Raw genomic sequence first — 24095 nt, 5'->3', positions numbered from 1 at the left:
GGGCGGTATTCCGGAAACCGATCGGCCGCTCCGCCCGAGTGGGGGATCGGCCCTGCGGAAATCTGTCAACGCCTAACAGGCGCCGTTGGCCGCGCCTGCGCTGGACACCGAAGACTTCACGGCGTTGGCGGCGCCGGCGGAGCTCACCCGATTCTTCACGGAGTTCGCCGCACCCGCGCTGTGCACGGAAGTCTTCACGGAATTCGCGGCTCCCGCACTGGCCACCTGCTGCCGCACTACCTTCGACATGTGTGCCCTCCTAAAGCTGGATTAGCTGGATGACAGTCAACGATTCAAACGCTAGCCATGATCACGAAATGCGTCAACGTGGCCTCACCATCCAGTCAATTCATGCCTTCCGCCATGCGCAGCACGAGGAAGCTGTGGGTCTCCTCAAAGGTGAAATCCTCGACCATTTCAGGCCGTCTGAGATCCCCGTCGGCAATGCGCCACAGTGTCTCGATCGCGTCGGCGCGTTTCAGATCGGTGTCGGTCTCGCGCAGGAACCGGCGCAGCCGCGCCGCCTCGTCCTCCGAGCCGGTGAGACCTGCCAGGTCCGCCACCACGCGGGACCAGTGCCGGTCCGCGTAGAACAACGCCCTGGCGCGCGCGACCAGTTGCCGCTCCAGCGCGGCGGAGACCACCCCCGCCCGGCGGGCCAGGCCCAGTCCGTGGCGGATGTTGACCAGGGGTTCCGACGCGCAGCGGTAGCCGGATTCCCCGTCACCGTGCAGCACGGCGACCTCGTCGTCGCTCTCGTGGGTTCCGTCGCGATATGCCTCGAAGATCCGACCGCTTCCGGCCATTCCGTACGGCCACAGCTCGGCGGCGCGGAGCGCTCCCATACTGGAGCAGCCGGCCACGCCGATATTCAGCGACAGCGCGTACATGATTTCCTTGTGCCACACCGACGGAACGCCGTGGAAGTATCCGTCGATGAGCACCAGGTTCTCGTATCCGTCCCGTACGGCCCTGAGTACGTCCCCGACCGAGACAGGGGGCAGGAAATCGGCCATCGGCAGTATCTTTTCGGCCTCCGGCAATGGCAGGGTCGGCCCCAGGAACACACATGTTCTCATTGCGGCACCTCCAGTGAAATTCGGCCGGAAAGAAAAGGCGGGAGACGCGCCGAGGTGGTCGAGGTAGCATCGCTCGCCGAATACCCGAACGTTTCGAAACGGGGGTAGCGGTGGGTGAATCCGTATGGCTGCTCGACCGGGTGCAGAGCGACTGGGAAGTCGACACGCTCTGCGCGGGACTGGCCGACCGGGGCATCGACTCGGAGCGGGTGGACTGGGGGGAGATCCTGCCCCACGGTTCCCCGCCCGGATTCGCCGGACCGCAGGGCATCCGCGAGGTGCCCGCACTCGCCGTCGTGACGGCACGCGTCCTCACCCGGCACACCGAGGGCGACCTGGCACTGCTCTACGACTGGCTGACCATGCTGGAGGAGAGCGGCACCCGGCTGGTCAATCCGGTCGCCTCGCTCCGGGTCTGCCAGAACAAGATCCGGCAGGCGGCGACCCTCGCGGCGGCCGGGGTCCCGGTCCCCGAGACCCGTGCCGTGCGCAGTGCCGCGGACGTCGAGCGGTGCCTCGTCGACTGGGACGACGTCATCGTCAAACCGATCACCGGACACGCCTCGGTGGATGTGATCCGGCTCGTTCCCGTCGGCCGCGGAGGGCAGCCCGGCAGCCTCCTCGGGCTCCGCGAGGACATCGTGATCTGGCACTGGCTGAAGCGCCATCACGTGCTCTGCGCCCAGAAGTTCGTCGAGAATCCGGGTCGCGACCTGCGCGCGGTCGTCATCGGAGACCAGGTCGCCTCCTGCCACTTCCACATCAGCACCGCACCCGACGGAAGCGTGCGCAGCCTGCTCCACCCGCTGCGCTGGGCGCCCGCTCCGCTCACCGGCGAACTGGCGGAGCTGCTGGTGGCGAGTGTCCGCGCGCTCGGGCTCGACATGGCGACCATCGACGTCGTCGAAGGACCCGACGGCCCGGTCGTCATCGAGGTCAACCCCACCGTCAGCCGCTGGGAGCCCGTCGAGGGAACGGAGCTGGACCTCACCCCGGACGGCATCACCGCCGCCCAGGTCGAGCTGATCACCGGCCTGCTCCGGCACCCTGCGGCGTGAGCCCGCCGGGCAGCCTCGCCCACGGCGAGCTGTCCGGGACGCCGGAGACCGGCGCGAGCTGGGAGAACCAGGTGGCCCGCGGATCGAAGCGGGCCAGAAACGGTCGTCCCACCCAGGACGGCCGGCGCGCCTGCAGATACCGGAGGACGAACACCTCGTCGTCGCCGAGGTTCAGCACACCGTCCACACAGACCTTGCCCTCGTCGGCGGACATCACGGGCCCCCGGGCCGTACGGCCGAGCCCGGAGACCTGCGCGGCGGAGTCCCGGAAGATCTCCCAGGCCCGGACGAGCGGCACGGCGAAGTAGTCCTGCGGCCCCGTGTCCCGCTCGACGAACATGTAGTACGGCACCATGCCGAGCCGTACCGCCGACGACCACAACTCCGCCCACAGCCCGGCCTCGTCGTTGACCCCGCGGATGACCGGGGCCTGCACCCGGACGGTCGCGCCCGTCTCGCGCACCCGGCGGACCGCCTCCAGGGCGACGTCGGTCGACAGCTCCCGGGGGTGCGAGTAGTGCGCCATGACCACCAGATGCCGTCCGGCCGCGACGATCCGCCGGAACAGCGCGAGCAGCTCCTCCGAGTCCGGGTCGGTGAGGAAGCGATGCGGCCAGTAGCTCAGCGACTTGGTGCCGAGACGGATCGTCGACACGTGCTCCAGGCCGCCGTCGAGCAGGGGTTCGACACAGCGGGCGAGCAGCCCCGCGGACATCACCAGGGGATCGCCGCCGGTCACCAGCACATCGGTGACCTCGGTGTGCTCACGCAGATACCGCACCAGCGGCTCCACGTCACCGGCGAACTTCAGGTCCGTGTCGCCCACGAACTGCGCCCACCGGAAGCAGTAGGTGCAGTAGGCGTGACACGTCTGGCCCCGGCGCGGAAAGAACAGCACGGTCTCGCGGTACTTGTGCTGGATCCCGGGGATTCCCCGCTCGCCCTGCTCCCCGCTCTGTCCCTGCCTCCCGGCTGTGGGGACGTTCCGCTCCAGCTGGCCCGCGGGGTGGGGGTTCAGCCGGCTCCGTATGCCGCGCACCGCCTCGCCGAGCAGCGCCCGAGAGGCGGACGCGTCGAGAAGCCCGGCCACCCGGAGCCGGTCGTCGAGGGGCAGCATGTCCGGCTGCGGAAAGGTCAGCCGGAACATCGGGTCGTCGGGAACGGCCGACCAGTCGATGAGGTGGTCGACGACGTACGAGTTCGTGCGGAACGGAAGCACTTCGGCGACGGCCTGTGCCTCGCGCCGGTACTGCTCGGTCAGCGACGACCGGCGTAACAGCGCCGCGAGCTCCTTGCGTCCGTACGGCCGGAAGACGTCGGCCTGTGCCCTCTGGACCGCCAAGCCGGGCCCTCCTCATCGCACGCCGACGCCTCTTCCGCAGCTCTGCTCGCTCTCTTCTAGCAAACAGCCGCACGTCGCAACCAGTACGCCTCGGAGGAGAGGGTCGGTTCCCGGACAGGCCGCGGGCCGAGGCCGGGGAGAATCAAGGGGAAAAACAAATCGCAGGCCAGAGAAGACTCTGACCTGCGACCCATACAAGTAGCTGGTGCCCCCAACGGGATTCGAACCCGTGCTACCGCCTTGAAAGGGCGGCGTCCTAGGCCGCTAGACGATGAGGGCTATCGGCCCGCCTGGGCGCCTTGCAGCGCGTCGGGGACGTGAGAAGCATATGGGATGTCGGGAGGGATCGCCAAAACGGTTTACGGGGTGGGGGCGGAAGGGGTCGGGGTGGCCGGGGTGGTGACGGCGCCCGGCTGGTTCTCCTTGGGGAGGTGGCGGCTGACCTCGGCGGTGGTGAGGCCCAGGCCACCGAGCTTGATCTCGTCCCAGGCCTGGAGACGGCGGGTGTCGCGGTCGAGGTAGAGGATCGACGTCTCGATCGGTGCGGGGTCCTCGCCCTCCAGCGCGCGCAGACCGCCGCCGCCCGTGGAGCCCTCGATGCGCAGCCGGGTGCCGTACTTCATGACCTCCATCTCCTGGTGGTGGAGGTGGCCGGCCAGGACCAGGGGCACGTCGCCGTCCGTCTGGCGCGCCGCCGTCGGGTTGTGCGCGACGGCGATGTCGACCGGAGTGCCGGCCGCCTTCTGGTCGCGCAGGGAGGAGGCGAGGCGGGCGCCCGCGAGCACCTCCGACCGGTCGCCGCCCAGCTTGGCCGTGCGGTCGGGGGTGAACTGCGGGTCGCCGACGCCCGCGAAGCGCAGGCCCGCCACCGAGACGGCCCGGCCGTCGTCGAGCACGTGCACGTTCTTCATGCGCTCCAGATAGCTCTGGGTGACCCGGCCGTCGTGGTTGCCGCGTACCCAGACGTACGGGGCGCCGAGGTCGGACGCCGGGTCCAGGAAGCCGTTCTCCGCCGCCGTTCCGTGGTCCATGGTGTCGCCGGAGTCGACGATCACATCGATCTTGTACTGCTTCACCAGCGAGGCGATGATCTTCCAGCTCGCCGGGTTGAGATGGATGTCGGAGACGTGCAGGACGCGGATGGTGGAGGGGTCGGGCGCGTAGGCGGGGAGCGTGGACGTGACGTCGTACAGCTTCGTCACGTTCGTCACCAGGCGGGCCAACTCCTTCTGGTAGACGTCGAATTCGCTGACGATGCTGCGTGCGTTGCCGACGACCGAGGGAGCGGAGGAGAGCAGGCCCGAGAACTTCGGCTCCAGGACCGAGTTGGGGTTCCAGGTCGCGAAGGCGGTCGCTCCCGAGGCCGCCAGCAGGCTCAGGGCCAGGCCGCCGGCCGCCAGCGCCCGGCGTGGGCGGCGGTAGACCGCGAGGCCGAGTGCGGTCGCGCCGGAGACGACGGCCACGCAGGAGCGTACGGCCAGGTCGAGGGTGCCGTCGCCGACGTCCTGGGCGACCTCGTCCTGGAGGCCGGAGAGGCGTTCGGGGTGGTCCACGAGGGCCTGGGAGCGGACGGGGTCGAGCTGGTCGACGTCCACGTCGAGGCGGAGCGGGGCCGTGTGGCTGCGCAGTTCAAGGGCGCCGAGCGGCGAGACGTTGATCTTCGTGCCGCCCGTGAGGGAGGGGCGCAGCGTCATCGTGGTGTCCATGGGGCCCACCGGCGCCCGGACGTTCCCGACGATCAGCAGGCCCAGCCACGCGCCGAACAGCACCACGGTGACGAGGCCCAGGGCGCGGACCCAGGGATGCGGTTGGTGGACGAGTTCGACGACGGGGGCGACGGGGTGTGTGCGGCGTGCGCGGTAGCGGCGTACGAGGGCACGGGGAACCCTTCGTACACGGTGCAGAGCGGTGGCGGCAGCGGGGACGCGGGCCATTGGTCCCGTATGCCCAGATGCGGGGGCGGGTATGCGGCGCGGCTCCCGCTCCCGGGCGTGCCCCGGGGTGTGTTCTCGTCGCCGCGTCCCGTGGCGTCCGCGCGTCGGTACCGGACAATGGCCCTGTGCTGGAGATGACGCGCGAGGAGTTCGAGGAACAGGTTGCCGAGGCGTTGGACCGGATTCCGCCGGAGCTGACGCGGCTGATGGACAACGTGGCGGTGTTCGTCGAGGACGAGCCGCCCGCCGACGACCCCGAGCTGCTCGGGCTCTACGAGGGGACTCCGCTGACCGATCGCGGCGAGTGGTACGCCGGGGTGCTGCCCGACCGGATCACGATCTACCGGGGGCCCACGCTGAGGATGTGCGCGACGCGGGAGGAGGTGGTGGCCGAGACCGAGGTGACCGTGGTCCACGAGATCGCCCACCACTTCGGCATCGACGACGCGCGGCTGCACGCCCTCGGGTACGGGTGACGCATCTCTCGTACGTATTTCTGGGGCGGTTCTCCCGTGTCTCTCGGGCGTTGGCGTGTCTTCTTGCGGGCGGCGGGAGTTGGGCAGGGGGACTCCCCACACCGCCCGGAGGTGGCTGCCCGTGCGCGCCAAGTACGTACCTGTCCGTCTGGTCGCCGCCGCCCTGGCCGTCGCCGCGTCCGCCGGCTGCATGAGCGTCGGTGACGACGAGGGCGACCACGCGAAGCCCTCGCACTCGGCCGGGCAGCGGGGCGGTGAGGCGCCCGACGGTGGCTCCGCGGTGAGCGGCGGGGGCCCCGGCCACCGCGGGGCGAGTGACGGAAAACACGGTCCGGCGAAGCCCCATGAGTCGGCGTCGGGGTCGGCGTCCCCGTCCGCGGGGGAGAGCGGGACGGCCGCTCCGCCCAAGCAGGGCAAGGACGGCAAGGACGGGAAGAAGCCCAGGCCGGGGGCGGCCTCACCGACGAAGGCTCAGCCCACGCCGACGCGACCGGCCCCCGAGCCGACGCCCACCAAGGAGGAGCCGCCGCCTCCGTCGCCGGACCCGACCACCGCCGAGCCGTCGTCCTCGGCGCACCCCGAGCCCGAGCCGCAGCTCGTGGAGCGGCGCGAACCGGCACCCCAGGCCGGTGTCGAGGCCTGAAAGGGCCTGGTCACAGTGCCTGAACGGGCCTGGTCACAGGGGGTGCGCCCGGGTTCGGCGAGAGAGCCCGGATGCGGTGTGACCAGAGCCTCTCGGAGCCGGTTTGCCTTACCGGGTGGGGGGTGCGTATGGTGGTAGATCGTTTGATCCCATTGCCCGGCGCCAGTTAGAGCGCGCCGTGTGGCGCGTACTCTCCCTTGCCGTGGCTGACCGCATTGAGGCGGTCGTTTGCGAAATCACGGAGTTGACGGGCGCGTGCCGTACGAGACTCCGGAAGGTTTCGCATTCGCATGTCCATTTCCAGTACTGATCACGTCGTCGTGCCCGAGAACGAGAACATCGGGGACGCTGTCGACGAGACTGCCGCGCCTGCGGCTCCCGAGGTTCCCGAGGTCACCTTCAGCGACCTCGGTCTGCCCGAGGGCGTCGTGCGCAAGCTCGCGCAGAACGGCGTGACCTCCCCCTTCCCGATCCAGGCCGCGACCATCCCGGACGCCCTGGCCGGCAAGGACATCCTCGGCCGTGGCCGCACCGGCTCCGGCAAGACCCTCTCCTTCGGTCTGCCGATGCTCACGCAGCTCTCCGGCGGCCACACCGAGAAGAAGAAGCCCCGCGGCATCATCCTCACGCCGACGCGTGAGCTCGCGATGCAGGTCGCGGACGCCCTCCAGCCGTACGGCGACGTGCTCGGCCTGAAGATGAAGGTCGTCTGCGGCGGTACGTCGATGGGCAACCAGATCTACGCCCTGGAGCGCGGTGTCGACGTCCTCGTCGCCACCCCGGGCCGGCTGCGCGACATCATCAACCGCGGCGCCTGCTCCCTGGAGAACGTCCAGGTCGCGGTCCTCGACGAGGCCGACCAGATGTCCGACCTGGGCTTCCTGCCCGAGGTCACCGAGCTGCTCGACCAGATCCCGGGCGGCGGCCAGCGCATGCTGTTCTCGGCCACGATGGAGAACGAGATCTCCACGCTGGTCAAGCGCTACCTGACCAACCCGGTCACGCACGAGGTCGACAGCGCCCAGGGCAACGTCACGACGATGTCCCACCACATCCTCATCGTGAAGCCCAAGGACAAGGCGCCGGTCACCGCCGCGATCGCCTCCCGCAAGGGCCGCACGATCATCTTCGTCCGCACCCAGCTGGGCGCCGACCGCATCGCCGAGCAGCTCTGCGAGTCCGGTGTGAAGGCCGACGCGCTGCACGGCGGCATGACGCAGGGCGCCCGTACCCGCGTCCTCGAGGACTTCAAGAAGGGCTACGTCAACGCGCTCGTCGCGACCGACGTCGCCGCCCGCGGTATCCACGTCGACGGCATCGACCTGGTCCTGAACGTGGACCCGGCCGGCGACCACAAGGACTACCTGCACCGCTCCGGCCGTACGGCCCGCGCGGGCCGCTCCGGCACGGTCGTCTCGCTCTCCCTGCCGCACCAGCGCCGCCAGATCTTCCGGCTGATGGAGGACGCGGGCGTCGACGCCTCGCGCCACATCATCCAGGGCGGTACGAGCTTCGACCCGGAGGTCGCCGACATCACCGGTGCCCGGTCGATGACCGAGGTCCAGGCCGAGTCCGCGGGCAACGCCGCGCAGCAGGCCGAGCGCGAGGTCACCGACCTCACCAAGCAGCTGGAGCGCGCGCAGCGTCGTGCCGTCGAGCTGCGCGAGGAGTCGGACCGGCTGATCGCCCGTGCCGCGCGTGAGCGTGGCGAGGACCCGGAGGCCGCGCTCGCCGAGGCCGCTGCCGTGGTCGAGGCCGCCGCGGCGGCCGTCGCCGAGCAGGCGGTGGCCGAGGAAGCCGCCGCTGCCGCGCGTGCGGAGCAGCCGCGTCAGCGTCGTGACGAGCGTGGCAACTACGAGCGCCGTGACCGTCGGGACGACCGTCCGTCGGGTGGCTTCAACCGTGACCGTCGTGACGAGCGTCCCTCCGGTGGCGACCGCGGTGGTTTCCGTCGCGATGACCGTCCGTCGGGTGGCTTCAACCGTGACCGTCGTGACGACCGTGGCGGCGACCGTGGTGGGTTCCGTCGGGACGACCGTCCGTCGGGCGGTTTCAACCGTGACCGTCGTGACGAGCGTCCCTCCGGTGGCGACCGCGGTGGTTTCCGTCGCGATGACCGTCCGTCGGGTGGCTTCAACCGTGACCGTCGTGACGACCGCGGTGGTGACCGTGGCGGCGACCGTGGTGGGTTCCGTCGGGACGACCGTCCGTCGGGCGGTTTCAACCGTGACCGTCGTGACGAGCGTCCCTCCGGCGGCGACCGCGGCGACCGTGGTGGCTTCCGCCGCGACGACCGTCCCTCCGGTCACAGGGGCAGCGACCGTCCGTTCAACCGTGACCGGCAGGGCGACCGTCCCTCGGGCGGCGGCTTCCGCTCCGGCGGCCACGACCGCCCCTACGGCCGTCGTGACGACCACCGCGGCGCCGGTTCCGGCTCGGGCCCGTCCTTCGGTCGCCGTGACGACAAGCCGCGCTGGAAGCGCAACGGCTGACGTCGCCTGAGCGGCGACTGCTGAACAACTGAAGGGGCCCGGACGACCAAGGTCGTCCGGGCCCCTTCGCATGCCTGGGCACGGGCGACGATGTGCGTGTACGGCACGTCATTTTTTGGCCAATCGCCTGGCGCATGTCGTACCCCCGGCAGGGGAATTGCTGGGGGCATGACAGATGACGCCAAGGCAAGTGGGCTGTCGGACGAGGAACGTCTCGCGCAGCTCGGCTACACGCAGGTCCTCGCCCGCCGCATGTCGGCGTTCTCCAACTACGCGGTCTCCTTCACGATCATCTCGGTGCTCTCCGGGTGCCTGACGCTCTATTTGTTCGGCATGAACACCGGCGGGCCCGCAGTGATCACCTGGGGCTGGGTGGCGGTCGGTCTGATGACCCTGTTCGTCGGGCTCGCGATGGCCGAGATCTGTTCGGCGTACCCGACCTCCGCCGGCCTCTACTTCTGGGCCCACCGCCTCGCCCCACCGCGTACGGCCGCGGCCTGGGCGTGGTTCACGGGCTGGTTCAACGTGCTCGGCCAGGTCGCGGTGACCGCGGGCATCGACTTCGGCGCGGCCTCGTTCCTGGGCGCGTATCTGAACCTGCAGTTCGACTTCGAGGTCACCCCCGGCCGTACGATCCTGCTCTTCGCCGGGATCCTGGTCCTGCACGGCCTGTTGAACACCTTCGGCGTACGCATAGTCGGCCTGCTCAACAGCGTCAGCGTGTGGTGGCACGTGGTGGGCGTGGCGGTCATCGTGGGCGCGCTGACGTTCGCGCCGGACCACCACCAGTCCGCCTCCTTCGTGTTCACGGAGTTCGTGAACAACACGGGCTGGGGCAGCAGCTTCTACGTGGTGCTGCTCGGCCTGCTGATGGCGCAGTACACCTTCACCGGCTACGACGCCTCGGCGCACATGACGGAGGAGACGCACGACGCGTCGACGGCCGGCCCGAAGGGCATCGTGCAGTCCATCTGGACATCCTGGATAGCGGGCTTCGTCCTTCTCCTCGGCTTCACCTTCGCGATCCAGTCGTACGACGGTGCCCTCGGCTCGCCTACCGGGGTGCCGCCCGCCCAGATCCTCCTGGACGCGCTCGGCGCCACGGCGGGCAAGCTCCTCCTGCTGGTGGTGATCGGCGCCCAGCTGTTCTGCGGCATGGCGTCCGTGACCGCCAACTCCCGCATGATCTACGCCTTCTCGCGCGACGGGGCCCTGCCGTTCTCGCACATCTGGCACACGGTGAACCCGCGCACACGCACGCCCGTCGCGGCGGTGTGGCTCGCGGCGCTGGGCGCGCTGGTGCTCGGCCTGCCCTACCTGATCAACGTGACCGCGTACGCGGCCGTGACGTCCATCGCCGTGATCGGCCTCTACATCGCGTACGTCATCCCGACCCTGCTCCGCCTGCGCAAGGGCGAGGCATTCGACCGCGGCCCGTGGCACCTGGGCCGCTGGTCCCGCCCGATCGGCATAGTGGCGGTGGCGTGGGTGGGTGTCATCACGATCCTCTTCATGCTGCCCCAGGTCTCCCCGGTCACCTGGGAGACCTTCAACTACGCCCCCATCGCGGTCCTGGCCGTCCTCGGCTTCGCCGCGGCCTGGTGGTTCGCCTCGGCCCGCCACTGGTTCCTCAACCCGGACCACGAACGCACCCACGCCCGAGAGGCGGCCCGCGCGGGCACCCCGGACCCGATCGACCCGTGACACCGCGCGCCACGCCGCGCACCACCCTTCCGGCCTCCGCCGGAGCCCTGCCGAGCCCCTCCGACCCATCCGGCGTGGCCGCGTCACCGATACCCGATCGGAGTCTCGGCCACGTCCGGCTATGCTCGTTCCTGCATCGACACGGGTCGGTGCGTGCATCGGCGCGGTCCGACGCACGGACCCTTAGCTCAATTGGCAGAGCAGTGGACTTTTAATCCATTGGTTGTGGGTTCGAGTCCCACAGGGTCTACGCGAGAGCCCCCAGCTCAGAGACATTTCTGAGGTGGGGGCTCGCTTGTGTTCCGAGGGCTGCTCACGTGATCAACAGCAACGCCCCCCACATCACCACGGCCAGGCACGGCAGGACATAGGCGATCAGGGTGATCGACATGCCCCGCCTGCGGCCGGTCCAACTTGTCCAGGTGGCCGCGTAGTCGGGGAGGCGTTGTAGCGCTCTCGCCTGTACGTGGCGGTAGTAGAGGCGGTGGCGGTGGCCGACGTAGAGCCAGGTGAGGGCCAGTACGAGGCCGAAGGCGGCCAGGACCCGGGCCGCCGCGAGGTGTTGCTCCGAGGCGAGGAGCGTCGTGTGGGCCACGGCGAAGAGCGACTGGCCCACCAGGAAGAGGTTGCCGCGCTGGAACAGCATCGTGTTCTCGTGCAGCGTGTGCTGCCAGAGCCGGCTGTCCTCGGCTATGCGCTGAGCTTCGCTGTCGTCCCCCATGCCACTGTTCTGCCCTACGGTCGCGCGGAGCCACCCCTTCCGTGGGCGTGGTCGCGCGAAACCGCCCTTCCGTGAGCGGTGTCCGGGGTCAGCCCGCCGTCAGTTCCGCCAGCGGCAGTGTGTGCTGGGTCTGGAGGACCTTCGCGCGGAGGTAGCGGACGTTGTGGGCCGTGGTGAAGACGCCCGTCGGGACGCGGTGGCCGACCGTGATGCCCAGGTCGCGGAGTTGGTTCGCCTTGTCGGGGTTGTTGGACAGGAGGTCCAGCTCCGTGATGCCGAGAGCCTTGAGCATCTGGGCCGCCGCCGTGTAGTCGCGGGCGTCCTCGGGAAGGCCCAGGGCCGTGTTCGCGGCGTACGTGTCGAGGCCCTCGTCCTGGAGGGCGTACGCGTCGAGCTTGTTGTAGAGGCCTATGCCCCGGCCCTCCTGGCGGAGGTAGAGGAGCACGCCGCCGCGGATCGCGATCTGCTCGACCGCCTCGCGGAGCTGGGGGCCGCAGTCGCAGCGGGACGAGCCGAAGGCGTCGCCCGTCAGGCACTCGGAGTGGAGGCGGACCAGGGGGGTGGCCGAAGGGGTGCCGAGGATCATCGCCACGTGTTCCTGGCCGTCGGTCAGGCCGTGGAAGGTGACCAGTTCGGCATCGACGCTGTAGCCGTCGTGGAAACGCAGCGGCACCCGGACGCGCGAGCGCTGGGTGGCGGCGGGGTAGTCGGGCATGCGGTTCTCCCGGTCCGATCTCATCTGCTTCAGATTTGAAGCAGCTCCTCGGATCGAGACACTACCCCATGCTTTAAAGTTGAAGCAACGGATATGAGTGGTTGTGGTGCGAAGCATGTGCCCCTGTGGGCCTCATGCTTCGCCGACGGCGGACCCTCCCGCGCAGGGGCTCGACCGGCGCCGCCACGGGACGTCGTCCGGGGCCGCCTGCGGGCCGTCCCCCTCCAGGCCCCGCGCGATCCCCGTACAGATCTCCTCCAGCTGTCCCACCTGCTCCGGCGTGAGCTTGTCGAAGAGCGTCGCGCGGACCGTCTCGACATGGCCGGGGGCCGTGCGCTCCAGGAGGGCCATCCCCTCGTCCGTGAGGATCGCGATGCTGCCCCGCTTGTCCATGCTGCAGTCCTCCCGGCGTACCGCCCCGTCCTTCTCCAGGCGGGTCACCGCGTACGTCAGCCGGCTGCGGGTGATCTTCGTGCTCTCCGCGAGGTCGGTCATGCGCAGGCTGCGGCCCGGCGCCTCGGAGAGGTTGGCCAGGATGGAGTAGTAAAGGTGTGGCATGCCGGCCTCCTGTTGGAGCTGCCGGTCGATCGCGTCCTCCAGGAGATGGGACGCGGCGATGTAGGCGCGCCAGGCGCGCTGCTCCTCGGGGGTGAGCCAGCGGGTCGTCATGCCCCCAGTGTAGGTTTGTTTCAAACTTGAACCAAGCCCGGATGTCGAGCCCAGGCCGCCGTCCGGCCGCCGCACCGATCCGGGCAAGCCCCGGCTCTGCCTCCGAGAGAGTCCGAGAGAGTCCGAAAGAGAGCGCGTCCATGCCTCACCCCTACGTCCTGTTGTCCGCCGCCGTCTCCCTCGACGGCTGCCTGGACGACACCGGCCCCGGACGGCTGCTGCTCTCCGGGCCGGCCGACTTCGACCGGGTCGACGAGGTACGGGCCGAGTCCGACGCGATCCTCGTCGGCGCGGGCACCCTGCGCGCCGACAACCCCCGGCTCCTCGTCAACTCCGCCGAGCGCCGCGCGGCCCGGGTCGCCGCCGGACGCCCGGAGTACCCGCTGAAGGTCACCGTCAGCGGCAGCGGCGACCTCGACCCCGACGCCAACTTCTGGTCCACGGGCGGCGAGAAGATCGTCTATACGACCGAGGGCGGGGCGGCGAGGGCCGCCGAAGCCCTGCGCGGGCTCGGCGTCGACGTCGTCCCCGTGGGCCCGGACGTCGACTGGCGGGCCGTGCTCACCCACCTCCACGACGTACGCGGCGTACGGCGGCTCATGGTCGAGGGCGGCGGCCGCGTCCACACCCAGCTCCTCCGGCAGGGCCTCGCCGACGAACTGCAGCTCGCCCTCGCGCCCCTCGTCGTGGGGGAACCGGACGCGCCCCGGCTGTTCGGGCCCGGCGACTACCCGGGCGGCCCCCGCAACCGCCTGCGGCTGGTCGAGACGCGGCCCGTGGGGGACGTCGTCCTCATGCGGTACGTCCCCACCGCGCCCGGCAGCGGGACCGTGCCCTCCGCCGCCGACCACCGGTGGCTGGCGCTCGCCTGCGAACTGGCCGCCGAGTGTCCGCCCTCGCGGACCGCGTTCAGCGTCGGCGCGGTCGTCGTCGCGGCCGACGGTACGGAGCTGGCCCGCGGGTTCTCCCGCGAGTCCGACCCCGTCTCGCACGCAGAGGAGGCCGCCCTCGCCAGGATCGAGCCGGGTGATCCGCGTCTCGCGACCGCCACCGTCTACAGCAGCCTGGAGCCGTGTGCCCGCCGCGCGTCACGGCCCGCGCCCTGCGCCCGGCTGATCCTCGACGCGGGCGTACGCAGGGTCGTGACCGCCTGGCGGGAGCCGGACACCTTCGTGACGGGCGCGGACGGGAGCGGGCTGCTGGCCGCGGCCGGCGCCGATGTCCTGGTGCTCCCGGAGTACGAGGCCGACGCGAAGGCGCCCAACCGGCATCTCGTCTGACCGGCCCGTTTCCCGCCGGCCGAGCCATGCGCACAGCCGACGCGCACGATCGACGGACACCGCCGACCGGCACGTTTCATGCCAAACCGCTCGGTTAAGCGCGGGCGACATCAACGCGTGTGCTTCGGGTCCCGCGGATGGCGTACAGTGGTCTTAACGACGCGGGGTGGAGCAGCTCGGTAGCTCGCTGGGCTCATAACCCAGAGGTCGCAGGTTCAAATCCTGTCCCCGCTACTGAAGGCCCGAGGCCGGAATCCGATCAAGGATTCCGGCCTCAGGTGTTTCCCCGGGTACTTCCTCTGATGTCCCCAGGTGCCTTCACTCGCCCGGTCCTCGTCCGCTCGCCCGCCACGTCCGCTCCCGGAAGCCTGGACAGGTGGAGGAGCAGGAGCCGGTGCGCGTCGAGACCGCGGAGAGGACCGCCTCGTACCAGCGCACCCTCGTCCGCGCGCTGCCGGCGCTGCTGATCGTCGCCGGTGTCTGCTACGACCTCCTCACCCCGCAGGACTTCACCGCGGCTCCCTTCTTCACGGCCGCAGCACTCATCGCCGCATCCCTCTTCTCGTTCGGCGCCACGGTGTGGACGGGAATCCTGGCGACCGCGGGCATGGCCCTCGTCCACCTCAGGTTCGCCTTCGACGCGGGCGCGGCCACCGAGGTCCTCACCGTGGCCACGGCCGCCGTGCTCGCCGTCGGCATCAACCGGCTCGTGGGCCGCGGCAACGCGCGCCTCGCCACCGCCCGCGAGATCGCGGAGGCCGCCCAGTGGGCCGTACTGCCCGAACCGGCGGCGCGGATCGGCGGCCTCGAGATCGCGGCACGGTACGAGGCGGCTCAGGAGGGCGCGTTCATCGGGGGCGACCTGTACGCCGTGCAGGACACCCCGCACGGCGTACGGCTCCTCGTGGGCGACGTACGGGGCAAGGGCATGGGAGCGGTCGCCGTCGTGGCCGTGCTGATCGGTGCCTTCCGTGAGGCCGCCGAGCAGGAGTCGACCCTGGAGGCGGTCGCCCAGCGGCTGGAGCGGGCGCTCGCGCGCGGGGGCGTCCGGCGCGACACCATCGAGCTCGTCGAGGACTTCACCACCGCCGTGCTCGCCGAGATCCCGCACGGCACCCCGGTCGTACGCCTCGTGAACCGCGGCCACCCCGGGCCCCTCCTGCTGTACGGCGACGGGGAGGTGCGCACGCTCGCCGCGGCGGAGCCCGCGCTGCCGCTCGGGACGGGGGAGTTGGGGACCTGGCCCGACCGCGCGCAGGAGGAGGAGTTCCCGGGCGGGGCCATGCTGCTCTTCCACACGGACGGGCTGTCCGAGGCGCGGGACCGGCGAGGCGTCTTCTTCGATCCGGCGCGGCGACTGTCCGGGCGGGGCTTTCCCGGGCCCGACGCGTTGCTCGCCGCGGTACTGGACGACGTCCTGCGGCACACCGGGGGCGGCGGTGCCACCGACGACATGGCACTGCTCGCGGTGCGGCGGCCGTGAAAGCACGGCAGTCGCGAGGGCACGGCGGCAGTCGCGATTGCGGCCGGCGTGAGATACATCGCTCTTGCGGCGACCTTTATCACCGTTGGTAGTCGAACGGAATCCCTCCGCTCAACAACTGACGCACCATCAACAGGACTCCCGTACCTGAATGGCGATCAACTCGCCCGATTTACCCCGCTCATGACCTGAAAGTCCAGGCCAAGAGCCTTAACGATCATCAGGAACAGCTTGGAATCCGGTGCCCGGGTCTATTAACGTTCGATAACGCAGCGCGGTCGTCCCAGCCGTCACAAGAGTCGGCTCCGTGCGCACGCGCCGAATCCCGCAAGGGAACCGGGGAACCACCACTTGGGGTGAATCGCACGTCATTCGCGGTGTAGCGCACCGCGGGTTGACGCGCGTAGGAGACCTTCCTGCTCCGAACCCGTCAGCTAACCCGGTAGGCGAGAAGGAAGGAAAGGAGTGCGCCTACGTGGCGTCCAACCGGTCTGCCCCCACACCCTCGTTCGTGCCGGATGAGTTGACGGGTGAGTCCTCGGGTGAGAAGAAGCCCGACACCTTCGCCTACGGCGCCCGTAAGGACGAGGAGACGTGGGAGGTCTGGAATCCCAGCGCGGAGACCGTCCTTCCCGTCCGCGGCAGGCACCGCGTCTCCAAGCAGCGCGGCGGAGGACTCGCCCGTAGCTCGACCGTTCTGGGCGTCGGTGTCATAGCCGCCGTCGGTGCGGGTGGCATGGCCACCGCGCAGACCGGCAAGCCTCCGGTGTCGATCTCGATCCCCGACCTGCCGAACGTCGGCTCGCCGTTCTCGGACGACGACGCCCCCGAGGGCTCCAGCACCCCGATCACCGCCGTCGGCCTCACCACCGCCGACGCCGAGCAGGGCAACTCGGACGCGGGCGAGGCCCTGCGGGCCCGCATCATGCTCCAGGCCGAGCAGCAGCAGGACCAGGTGGACCGCGAGGCCCAGGAGGCCGCCGAGTCCGCCGCCGCGAAGAAGGCCGCCACGCTGGCCGCCAAGGAGCGGGACGCCGCCGAGGCCAAGGTCGCCGCCGCCAAGAAGAAGGCGGACCAGGAGGCCAAGGAGAAGGCCGAGGCCGCGCGCCTCGCCGAACTCGCCAAGCAGTTCACGCTGCCCACCTCCTCGTACACGATCACCTCGACCTTCGGGCAGTCCGGTGCGCTGTGGTCGTCCGGTCAGCACACGGGTCTGGACTTCGCCGCTCCCACGGGTACCCCGATCAAGGCCGTTCACAGCGGCACGATCAAGGAAGCCGGCTGGAACGGCTCGTACGGCTACCGCACGGTCCTCGAACTCGATGACGGTACGGAGGTCTGGTACGCGCACCAGTCGTCGATCGGTGTCAGCGTCGGGCAGAAGGTGAACACCGGCGACATCATCGGCCGCGTGGGCGCGACCGGCAACGTCACCGGGGCGCACCTCCACCTCGAGGTCCACACCAGCGGTGGCGACGGCATCGACCCGATGGCCTGGCTGCGGGGCAAGGGGCTCACCCCGTAAGGCGGGCTCACCCCGTAAGCGGGCCCGACCCGTTGGGCGGGCCTGAGGGGTCCTGGGTGCGGAATACGGCCGTCCGGTACGGCCGTTGACCCATCCATGACCTCTCTCCGCAAGCTGGGTTCGTCCGATCTCGACGTCTTCCCGCTCTCCCTCGGCGGCAACGTCTTCGGCTGGACCGCCGACGCGGCGCGGTCCTTCGCCGTGCTCGACGCGTACACCGCCGCGGGCGGGAACTTCGTCGACACCGCCGACACGTACTCGGCCTGGGTGCCGGGCAACGAGGGCGGTGAGTCGGAGACCGTCCTCGGCGACTGGCTCGCCGCGCGCGGCAACCGCGCCGACGTCGTCGTCGCCACCAAGGTCGGCGCGCACCCCGAGTACAAGGGTCTGTCCGGGGCGAACATCAAGGCCGCGGCCGACGCGTCACTGCGGCGGCTGAAGACGGACTACATCGACCTGTACTACACCCACTTCGACGATCCGTCCGTGCCGGTCGAGGAGATCATCACGGCCCTGGACGAGCTCGTCCGCGCCGGCAAGGTGCGCGCGATCGCCGCGTCCAACCTCTCTCCCGAGCGGCTCCAGGAGTCCCTCGACCTCTCCGACCGCGAGGGCCTCGCGCGGTACGTCGCGCTGCAGCCGCGGTACAACCTCGTCTCCCGCGACTCGTACGAGGGCCCGCTCCGGGACGTCGCCTCCCGGGCCGGTCTGGCCGTCGTCCCCTACTCGTCGCTCGCCTCGGGCTTCCTCACCGGCAAGTACCGTCCGGGTGCCGTGGTCGAGAGCGCCCGGGCCGGATCGGCGGGGGCGCATCTGGAGTCGGAGCGGGGGCAGCGTGTGCTGAGCGCGCTCGACGAGGTCGCGCGGGAGCGTGGGGTCGAGGTCGCCACCGTGGCTCTGGCCTGGCTGGCTTCCCGGCCGACCGTCGTCGCGCCGATCGCCAGCGCTCGTACGGTGGAGCAGCTTCCGGCGTTGTTGGGGGTGGCCGGGCTTGTCCTCACGGATGCGGAGCTGGGGAGGCTGACCTCGGCTTCTGGCTGAGGCTGAGGCTGAGTTGGGTGGGGTTGCGGTTGCGTTTTTGGGTTCGCGACGCGTTTTGGGGCTGCGCCGATCAAGAGCGGTACGGGTTGTACGTGTACGTGTACGGCGCCGGGTGGCCGTAGCCCTGCCACTGCGGTGCCACCTGTGCCGGCGCCGTCGCCCGGGCCGCGTACAGGAGGGCCGGGCGCGACGGTTCGCGGCGCGTCCACAGCTCGTGGAGCAACTCCCGTTCCCGTACGACGAAGTCGGCGCCCGCGCGGCCCTTGCGGCCCCGGTGACGCAGGAACGCCAGCGACGTCGCGTACGCCTCGTACTCCGCGACCGCCCTGCCCGCCGCGCGTCCGCCGTGGTGCGTGGCGTATTCGCGGGCCAGCCGCCGTGCCTTCATCGAGCCGAGGACGAACGGCTCGGGGGCCGCGAGCCAGCCCGCCATCGCGTACGCGGGGAGCTCGGAGCGGATCGTGCCCAGTTCGCGCTGGCGGGTCCAGATGACCAGCCAGGTCAGCAGGCCGAACGCCGGGACCATGAAGGCCGCGTAGACCGCGAAGAAGCCGTACTCGCCGAACGTCGACGAGCCGTTCCACATCGCGTGCATGCCCATCGCGAGCAGCAGCCCGATGATCGGGAGCAGTACGCGGCGTACCTGGTGGCGGTCCGCGGACAGCGCCGCGATGCCGAAGCCGATGCCGGTGAGCACGGTGAACAGGGGGTGTGCGAACGGCGACATGATCACACGTACGAAGAAGGTCGCCGCCGTGACGGAGGCGATGCCGCTGCCGCCGCTGAGCTGGTCCGTGCCGAACGCCGTGCCGAGGTAGAGGATGTTCTCGGTGAACGCGAAGCCGGTCGCCGTGACGCCGGCTATCACCACGCCGTCGAGGATTCCGGTGAACTCCCGTCTGCGGAACAGGAAGACGAGTAAGACCGCGGCCGCCTTCGCCGACTCCTCGACTATCGGCGCTATGACCGTCGCGCCCAGGGTGTCGGCGCTGGACGGGTCCGCTGTCGCCGTCGCTATCCATCTCGTCGCGAAGCTGTTCGCGACGATGGCTATCAGCGCGGCGGCGCAGGCTCCCCAGGCGAAGGAGAAGAGGAGGTTCCGCCACGGGCCCGGTTCCACCCGGTCCAGCCAGCGGAACGCCGCGACGAGGAGCGGGACGGGCAGTACGGCCAGGCCCAGGCCCACCAGGAAGCCCTCGGTGCCGGTCTGTTTGCGGACCAGGGCCAGGATGACGAGGCCGGAGAGGGCGAGCAGGGTGGTCAGGGCGCTGTAGCGGACCCACTTGCGCTGCCACCAGTGCGCGGCGCCTCCGGCGGGGATGCCGGGAGGGAAGCCGGGATGCGGTGGGAACGGGGGACCGGTGGCCATGACAAAGACCCTAACGAGGGAGGGGCGTGGGCCGCGAGAGCGCACTGTCGGGGCTCGGGGGCGGTGCGTGATGTGGCTCCGCCGTGTGGGCGCCTTCAGCCCGTACGTCGTGTGGTGTGCGGCGTGCGGACTTGGTCGCTGTCCGCGGTATGCCGTACGCGGCGGAAGAGCAGATCGTTCACCACGTGTCCCTTGTCCAGGCCCTGGCCCTCGAAACGCGTCAGGGGGCGGAAGTCGGGGCGTGGCGCGTAGCCGCCGTCCGGCTGGGTGTTCTCGAAGTCCGGGTGGGCGGTCAGGACTTCGAGCATGACCTCGGCGTACGGCTCCCAGTCCGTCGCGCAGTGCAGCAGTGCGCCCGGCTTGAGGCGGGACGCGGCGAGGGTGAGGAACTCCGGCTGGATCAGGCGGCGCTTGTGGTGGCGCTTCTTGGGCCAGGGGTCCGGGAAGTAGACGCGGAGGCCGTCGAGGGAGTCCGGGGTCAGCATCTCGCGGAGCAGGATGATCGCGTCGCCGTTGCCCACGCGGAGGTTGGACAGGCCGGCGCGGTCCGCGAGGTTCAGGAGGTTGCCCTGGCCGGGGGTGTGGACGTCCACGGCGAGGATGCCGGTGGCGGGGTCCTCGGTTGCCATCTGTGCGGTTGCCTCGCCCATGCCGAAGCCGATCTCCAGGACGACCGGGATGTCGGCGCCGAAGAGATCCTTGAGGTCGAGGGGGTGTCGTCCGTCGATGTCCAGGCCCCACTTGGGCCACAGGCGCTGGAGCGCGTCCGCCTGGCCCTGGGTCACTCGGCTTCTGCGGGGCTGGAAGCTGCGGATTCTTCGCTCGAAGTGGGAGCCGGCGGGGTCGGGGCGGGGGCCGTCGGGGAAGCGGGGTTCGCCCTTCGGGCGGGGCTTCCTCGGGGCGTCCGGCTTGTTGGGGGGCGTGGAGGAGTCAGACACAGTGTGTCGATTTTACGGGGTGGAGGGCGGGGGGTTCGGGGTGGCTCGGGGTGGGTGTGCGGTTCGTTGTGGGTCGGGGCCGTGCCGGTACGTCGAGTCCGCCGCTTTCCGGGTGTACGGCTGCGGTTTTGGAGGGATGCGTTCTCTGGAGGAGCCGTATGCGGCGGACTGCGACATACCGGCACGGCCCCTTCCGGTCGGGGGTCCCTCTCCCGCCGTCTTGGCTCCGGGGTCGGCCGAGCGTCCGGGTGAGGCTCAGGTGGCCGTCATTGAACTGAGGGCTCGGGCCGCGATCTCCCGGCCGATGGGGAGGGATGCTGTGGCCGCGGGGGAGGGGGCGTTCAGTACGTGGACCGTGCGGGGGGATTCCTGGATCAGGAAGTCGTCCAGGAGGGTGCCGTCTCTCAGGACTGCCTGGGCTCGGACGCCCGCGGCGGAGGGGATCAGGTCGTCGGGGGTGGCGGCGGGGAGCAGGCGGCGGACTGCCTTGGTGAAGGCGTGCTTCGACGCCGAGCGGTGTACTTCGCCGGCCCCGTAGCGCCAGTGGCGTCGGGCTATGCGCCAGGAACCCGGCCAGGTGAGGGTCTCTGCCAGTTCGCGGGGGCGTACGGTCCGCCAGTCGTAGCCCTCGCGGGCCAGCGCGGGGACCGCGTTGGGGCCGATGTGGACGCTTCCTTCGATGCCCCGGGTGAGGTGGACGCCGAGGAAGGGGAAGGCCGGGTCCGGGACGGGATAGACCAGTCCGTGGACAAGATCGGGGCGGGCCAGCGTGTAGTACTCGCCTCGGAAGGGGACGATCCGCATTTCGGGGTCGTCGCCCGTGAGGCGGGCGATTCTGTCGCAGTGGAGGCCGGCGCAGTTGACCAGGACCCGGGCGCGGATGATCGTGCCGTCGTGGGTGCGGACCGCCACTCCGAGGTCGGGGCGGCGGTCGATGTGCGTGACCTCCGAGTTGTACCGGATGTGGGCGCCGGAGGCGTCCGCGAGCCGGCGGGCCACGCCCACGAAGTCGCACACGCCCGTCGTGGCCACGTGGATCGCGGCGAGGCCCCGCACCTGGGGTTCGTACTCGGCGATCTGGGAGGCGCCCAGCTCGCGGACCGGAATGCCGTTCTCCCGGCCTCGCTGGACCAGTGCGTGCAGGCGGGGCAGCTCCTCGCGCTCCGTGGCGACGATCAGCTTGCCGGTGACGGCGTGGGCGATGCCGTACTCCGCGCAGAACTTGACCATCTCGGTGGCGCCCCGCACGGCGAAACGGGCCTTGAGGGAGCCCGGGCGGTAGTAGATCCCGCTGTGGATGACGCCGCTGTTGCGCCCCGTCTGGTGCCGGGCCGGGCCCGGTTCCTTCTCCAGCACCGTCACCCGCGTGCCCGGCGCGGCACGCGTGATCGCATACGCCGTCGACAGACCGACGATCCCGCCGCCGATCACCAGCACGTCACAGTCGTAAGCGACCTTCCGCCCCATCTGTCCGCCCCACCTCCAGCCTCCGACTCCCACCCCCGATAGTGCACTGCGCCACTGACAACCCGCTCAAACCCACAGGATGGCAGGGGCCAGCACCGGAGGCAGGTGGCCCCGGCCACGTCATCGGACGCGCGTGGTCCCCGTTACTACACCGGAGGCGCGTGGTTCCTGTCACTTCATGGTGCCGGTCATGCAGGGCGCGCCCCTAGGCCGGTGCCATGAGCAACGGCCTGGCCCGCTCGCGCAGCTCCACCACCCGCGGCTCGTCCCCGTACGGCTCCAGGCGGTGGAGGAGATCCTTCACGTACTCGGTCGTGCGGGCCGACGAGATGCGCCCGGCGACCTCCACCGCCCGCACCCCCTGCTCGCACGCCGCATCGAGGTTGCCCGACTCGAGTTCGGCGACCGCCGACACCACCAGGCGCAGCCCGTGCGAGCGTACGAACTCCTCCGTCGGCTTCGACAGGGCCTGCTCCGTGAAGCGGCGGACCTGGCGCGGGGCCTTCAGGTCGCGGTAGCACTCGGCCGCGTCGGCGGCGAAGCGGTCGTAGCCGTAGAAGCCGAGCCAGGACGGATCGTGGTCGCCGTCGCGGGCCCGTTCCAGCCAGCCCTCGGCGGCCTTCAGGGCGCCGCCGGCCGCCTGGGCGTCACCCGCGCGCGCGTGGGCCCGTGCTTCGACCAGGCGGAAGAAACTCATCGTGCGGGCGGTGGCCAGGCCCCGGTTGCGCTCCAGGGCGGCCTGGGCGAGGTCGACGCCCTCGTCGCCGAAGCCCCGGTAGGTCGCCTGGAGGGACATGGAGGCCAGTACGTAGCCCCCGAGGGGCACGTCGGCCGCGGCGCGAGCCAGGCGCAACGCCTGGATGTAGTAGCGCTGGGCGGCCTCCTGCTGGCCCGTGTCGAACGCCATCCAGCCGGCCAGGCGGGTGAGTTCGGCGCTGGCTCCGAAGAGGGCCCGGCCGACCTCGTCCGAGTACGAGCCCAGCAGCAGGGGTGCCGCCTCGACTCGTAAGCACTCCGGCACCATGGACGAACGCCAGTCGCCGCCTCCGTACTTGGAGTCCCAGCGCCTGGCGTCCTCGGCGGCCTCCCGCAGCTTCTGTACGTCGCTGTGGCCGACTTTCAGCGGTGCTCCGGAGCCTTCCAGCGGGCTGGCGTCCCGTGCCACCGAGCTGTCGGCCGGGGTTATCAGCCACCGGGACGCGGGAGTTGCGTATGCGCTCACTGCGAATGATCCGGCGAGCGACTGCCAGATGCCGCCGGAGCCTGCCCGGCGCCCGGCGAGGTCGAGACGGTAGAGGTCCGTGGCCGATCGCACGGCCTGTCCCACGTCACGGGGGAAGGCGAGGCCCACCTCCGGTGCGGGATCCGCGTCCGCCAGGCCGATCTCGTGGAGCGGCACCGGGCGGCCGAGCTTCTGGCCGATGGCGGCGGCGATGAGGTGTGGCGCGGCACCCTGCGGCACCATGCCTTTCGACACCCAGCGCGCCACCGACGTCTTGTCGTAGCGAAGAGTCAACCCGCGTTGAGCGCCAAGATCGTTGACGCGTCGGGCGAGTCCTGCGTTGCTGATTCCCGCGAGGGCGAGAACGGCGCCGAGTTTTTCGTTCGGCCCGCGTTGCTCCCTGGACATTGCGCCACCCCTCGACACAGACGGCTGCCGCGCGGGTGGTGGCCCAGCGGCATTCGTGCTGCGTCTTCCCGGGCGCCAACCCCTGGAACCCCACCCGCAAAAGCACGTGGCCGAGCCCTCAGGAATATGCCTCCCGCGAAAACACAGGCAAACACAGGGTAGTTCGCCGCATCCCAAGCGTTAAGGGGCATTGTTCCGGATGGCGGGATTGTGGCCCGTGGGCAAGTACGGAGCGTCGTATCGTGCTCCCGCTGTGTGGCCGTGCGCCCGTCCGTGCGCTCTTCTCCGGCCATCGGGGGAGCGCTTCCATGGATCGTGCGTGGGTCGGCCCGCTGTACTGGATCCAGTGGGCTGGGGGACACCGCCGCCTACATCCCCGCGGGCGGCGGACAGGTCCGGGAGGCGGACTCCGCCTCCCGGACTGTGCGTTGCGCACAGCATGTACGGAGCGTGTGCACGCGTGTTCGTCCATCACCGATTTGGCTGAATATCGCCCATGCCTTCCGAGGTCAAATACGCCTCCCACCAT

At 70.4% G+C, this 24095-nt stretch carries 20 protein-coding genes, 3 tRNA genes and 1 riboswitch; of the genes, 11 read left to right on the top strand and 12 right to left on the bottom strand.

Annotated features, from left to right (window positions below; genetic code table 11):
• Positions 1 to 72 precede the first annotated feature (72 nt).
• Together OG718_RS27045 and OG718_RS27040 are read right to left on the bottom strand one after the other, a co-directional pair.
• The gene (locus OG718_RS27045) at positions 73 to 249 is read right to left on the bottom strand and encodes a hypothetical protein (RefSeq protein ID WP_186001503.1); all 177 of its coding nucleotides are present in this window, start codon (positions 247 to 249) and stop codon (positions 73 to 75) included.
• A 95-nt stretch (positions 250 to 344) separates the two neighbouring features.
• Positions 345 to 1016 carry a TfuA-like protein gene (locus OG718_RS27040; RefSeq protein WP_328845382.1) on the bottom strand — a complete coding sequence of 224 codons (672 nt, stop codon included), beginning with the start codon at positions 1014 to 1016 and terminating at the stop codon, positions 345 to 347.
• Positions 1017 to 1189: 173 nt separating this feature from the next.
• On the opposite strand from OG718_RS27040, the gene OG718_RS27035 reads away from it, so the two are divergent.
• A complete protein-coding gene (locus OG718_RS27035) occupies positions 1190 to 2137 on the top strand; it encodes an ATP-grasp domain-containing protein (protein WP_143643636.1) in 948 nt (315 codons plus the stop codon).
• Here OG718_RS27035 and OG718_RS27030 read toward each other — a convergent pair.
• From OG718_RS27030 to OG718_RS27020, 3 genes are all read right to left on the bottom strand, one after another.
• Positions 2106 to 3479 carry a KamA family radical SAM protein gene (locus OG718_RS27030; RefSeq protein ID WP_328845381.1) on the bottom strand — a complete coding sequence of 458 codons (1374 nt, stop codon included), beginning with the start codon at positions 3477 to 3479 and terminating at the stop codon, positions 2106 to 2108. The two genes, OG718_RS27035 and OG718_RS27030, sit on opposite strands and share 32 nt — an antisense overlap.
• Before the next feature lie 203 nt (positions 3480 to 3682).
• Positions 3683 to 3758 (bottom strand) — tRNA-Glu (locus tag OG718_RS27025).
• 80 nt (positions 3759 to 3838) lie between these two features.
• Positions 3839 to 5413, bottom strand: coding sequence for a metallophosphoesterase family protein (locus tag OG718_RS27020; protein ID WP_143643640.1), 1575 nt, complete (start codon positions 5411 to 5413; stop codon positions 3839 to 3841).
• A 125-nt stretch (positions 5414 to 5538) separates the two neighbouring features.
• Here OG718_RS27020 and OG718_RS27015 point away from each other — a divergent pair, with 125 nt between their 5' ends.
• From OG718_RS27015 to OG718_RS26995, 5 genes are all read left to right on the top strand, one after another.
• The gene (locus tag OG718_RS27015) at positions 5539 to 5889 is read left to right on the top strand and encodes a metallopeptidase family protein (RefSeq protein WP_055613650.1); all 351 of its coding nucleotides are present in this window, start codon (positions 5539 to 5541) and stop codon (positions 5887 to 5889) included.
• A gap of 121 nt (positions 5890 to 6010) precedes the next feature.
• Positions 6011 to 6532: a hypothetical protein gene (locus OG718_RS27010; RefSeq protein ID WP_143643641.1), complete on the top strand. Its 522-nt coding sequence runs from the start codon at positions 6011 to 6013 to the stop codon at positions 6530 to 6532.
• Positions 6533 to 6822: 290 nt separating this feature from the next.
• Positions 6823 to 9024 (top strand): DEAD/DEAH box helicase, encoded by a 2202-nt coding sequence (locus tag OG718_RS27005; protein WP_328845380.1) that lies wholly within the window; start codon positions 6823 to 6825, stop codon positions 9022 to 9024.
• 168 nt (positions 9025 to 9192) lie between these two features.
• On the top strand, positions 9193 to 10728 hold the full coding sequence (locus OG718_RS27000; protein WP_143643643.1) for an amino acid permease: 1536 nt from the start codon (positions 9193 to 9195) through the stop codon (positions 10726 to 10728).
• Between the two features lie 177 nt (positions 10729 to 10905).
• Positions 10906 to 10978: transfer RNA gene (locus OG718_RS26995), tRNA-Lys, on the top strand.
• A 63-nt stretch (positions 10979 to 11041) separates the two neighbouring features.
• Here OG718_RS26995 and OG718_RS26990 read toward each other — a convergent pair.
• The 3 genes from OG718_RS26990 to OG718_RS26980 form a co-directional block, all read right to left on the bottom strand.
• Positions 11042 to 11449, bottom strand: a complete 408-nt coding sequence (locus OG718_RS26990) for a RipA family octameric membrane protein (protein ID WP_143643644.1) — start codon at positions 11447 to 11449, stop codon at positions 11042 to 11044.
• Between the two features lie 88 nt (positions 11450 to 11537).
• Positions 11538 to 12164, bottom strand: coding sequence for a GTP cyclohydrolase II (locus OG718_RS26985; RefSeq protein ID WP_143643645.1), 627 nt, complete (start codon positions 12162 to 12164; stop codon positions 11538 to 11540).
• 132 nt (positions 12165 to 12296) lie between these two features.
• Positions 12297 to 12833, bottom strand: coding sequence for a MarR family winged helix-turn-helix transcriptional regulator (locus tag OG718_RS26980; RefSeq protein ID WP_143643646.1), 537 nt, complete (start codon positions 12831 to 12833; stop codon positions 12297 to 12299).
• A 140-nt stretch (positions 12834 to 12973) separates the two neighbouring features.
• Between OG718_RS26980 and OG718_RS26975 the strand changes: the two genes are divergently transcribed.
• From OG718_RS26975 to OG718_RS26955, 5 genes are all read left to right on the top strand, one after another.
• Positions 12974 to 14113 (top strand): dihydrofolate reductase family protein, encoded by a 1140-nt coding sequence (locus tag OG718_RS26975; protein WP_143643648.1) that lies wholly within the window; start codon positions 12974 to 12976, stop codon positions 14111 to 14113.
• A gap of 160 nt (positions 14114 to 14273) precedes the next feature.
• A tRNA-Met gene (locus OG718_RS26970) sits at positions 14274 to 14347 on the top strand.
• 142 nt (positions 14348 to 14489) lie between these two features.
• A complete protein-coding gene (locus tag OG718_RS26965; protein WP_443055144.1) occupies positions 14490 to 15596 on the top strand; it encodes a PP2C family protein-serine/threonine phosphatase in 1107 nt (368 codons plus the stop codon).
• Positions 15597 to 15902: 306 nt separating this feature from the next.
• A riboswitch (cyclic di-AMP (ydaO/yuaA leader) is annotated at positions 15903 to 16060 on the top strand.
• A gap of 11 nt (positions 16061 to 16071) precedes the next feature.
• Entirely contained in the window at positions 16072 to 17121 is a 1050-nt protein-coding gene (locus tag OG718_RS26960; RefSeq protein WP_143643652.1) for a M23 family metallopeptidase, read from the top strand.
• 96 nt (positions 17122 to 17217) lie between these two features.
• Positions 17218 to 18162 carry an aldo/keto reductase gene (locus OG718_RS26955; RefSeq protein WP_143643654.1) on the top strand — a complete coding sequence of 315 codons (945 nt, stop codon included), beginning with the start codon at positions 17218 to 17220 and terminating at the stop codon, positions 18160 to 18162.
• Positions 18163 to 18232: 70 nt separating this feature from the next.
• Here OG718_RS26955 and OG718_RS26950 read toward each other — a convergent pair whose 3' ends face one another.
• From OG718_RS26950 to OG718_RS26935, 4 genes are all read right to left on the bottom strand, one after another.
• Positions 18233 to 19531, bottom strand: coding sequence for a PrsW family intramembrane metalloprotease (locus OG718_RS26950; protein WP_306938830.1), 1299 nt, complete (start codon positions 19529 to 19531; stop codon positions 18233 to 18235).
• A gap of 95 nt (positions 19532 to 19626) precedes the next feature.
• On the bottom strand, positions 19627 to 20469 hold the full coding sequence (gene trmB / locus OG718_RS26945) for a tRNA (guanosine(46)-N7)-methyltransferase TrmB (RefSeq protein WP_328845379.1): 843 nt from the start codon (positions 20467 to 20469) through the stop codon (positions 19627 to 19629).
• 255 nt (positions 20470 to 20724) lie between these two features.
• A complete protein-coding gene (gene lhgO, locus OG718_RS26940) occupies positions 20725 to 21936 on the bottom strand; it encodes an L-2-hydroxyglutarate oxidase (RefSeq protein ID WP_328845378.1) in 1212 nt (403 codons plus the stop codon).
• Between the two features lie 205 nt (positions 21937 to 22141).
• Positions 22142 to 23566 (bottom strand): MFS transporter, encoded by a 1425-nt coding sequence (locus OG718_RS26935; protein ID WP_143643663.1) that lies wholly within the window; start codon positions 23564 to 23566, stop codon positions 22142 to 22144.
• Between the last annotated feature and the right edge of the window lie 529 nt (positions 23567 to 24095).

This window comes from Streptomyces sp. NBC_00258 (assembly GCF_036182465.1).
In the GTDB taxonomy this organism is placed as follows: Bacteria; Actinomycetota; Actinomycetes; order Streptomycetales; family Streptomycetaceae; genus Streptomyces.
Note: the sequence above shows the minus strand (reverse complement) of the source record. Positions and strands in the feature narration are given on the sequence as shown.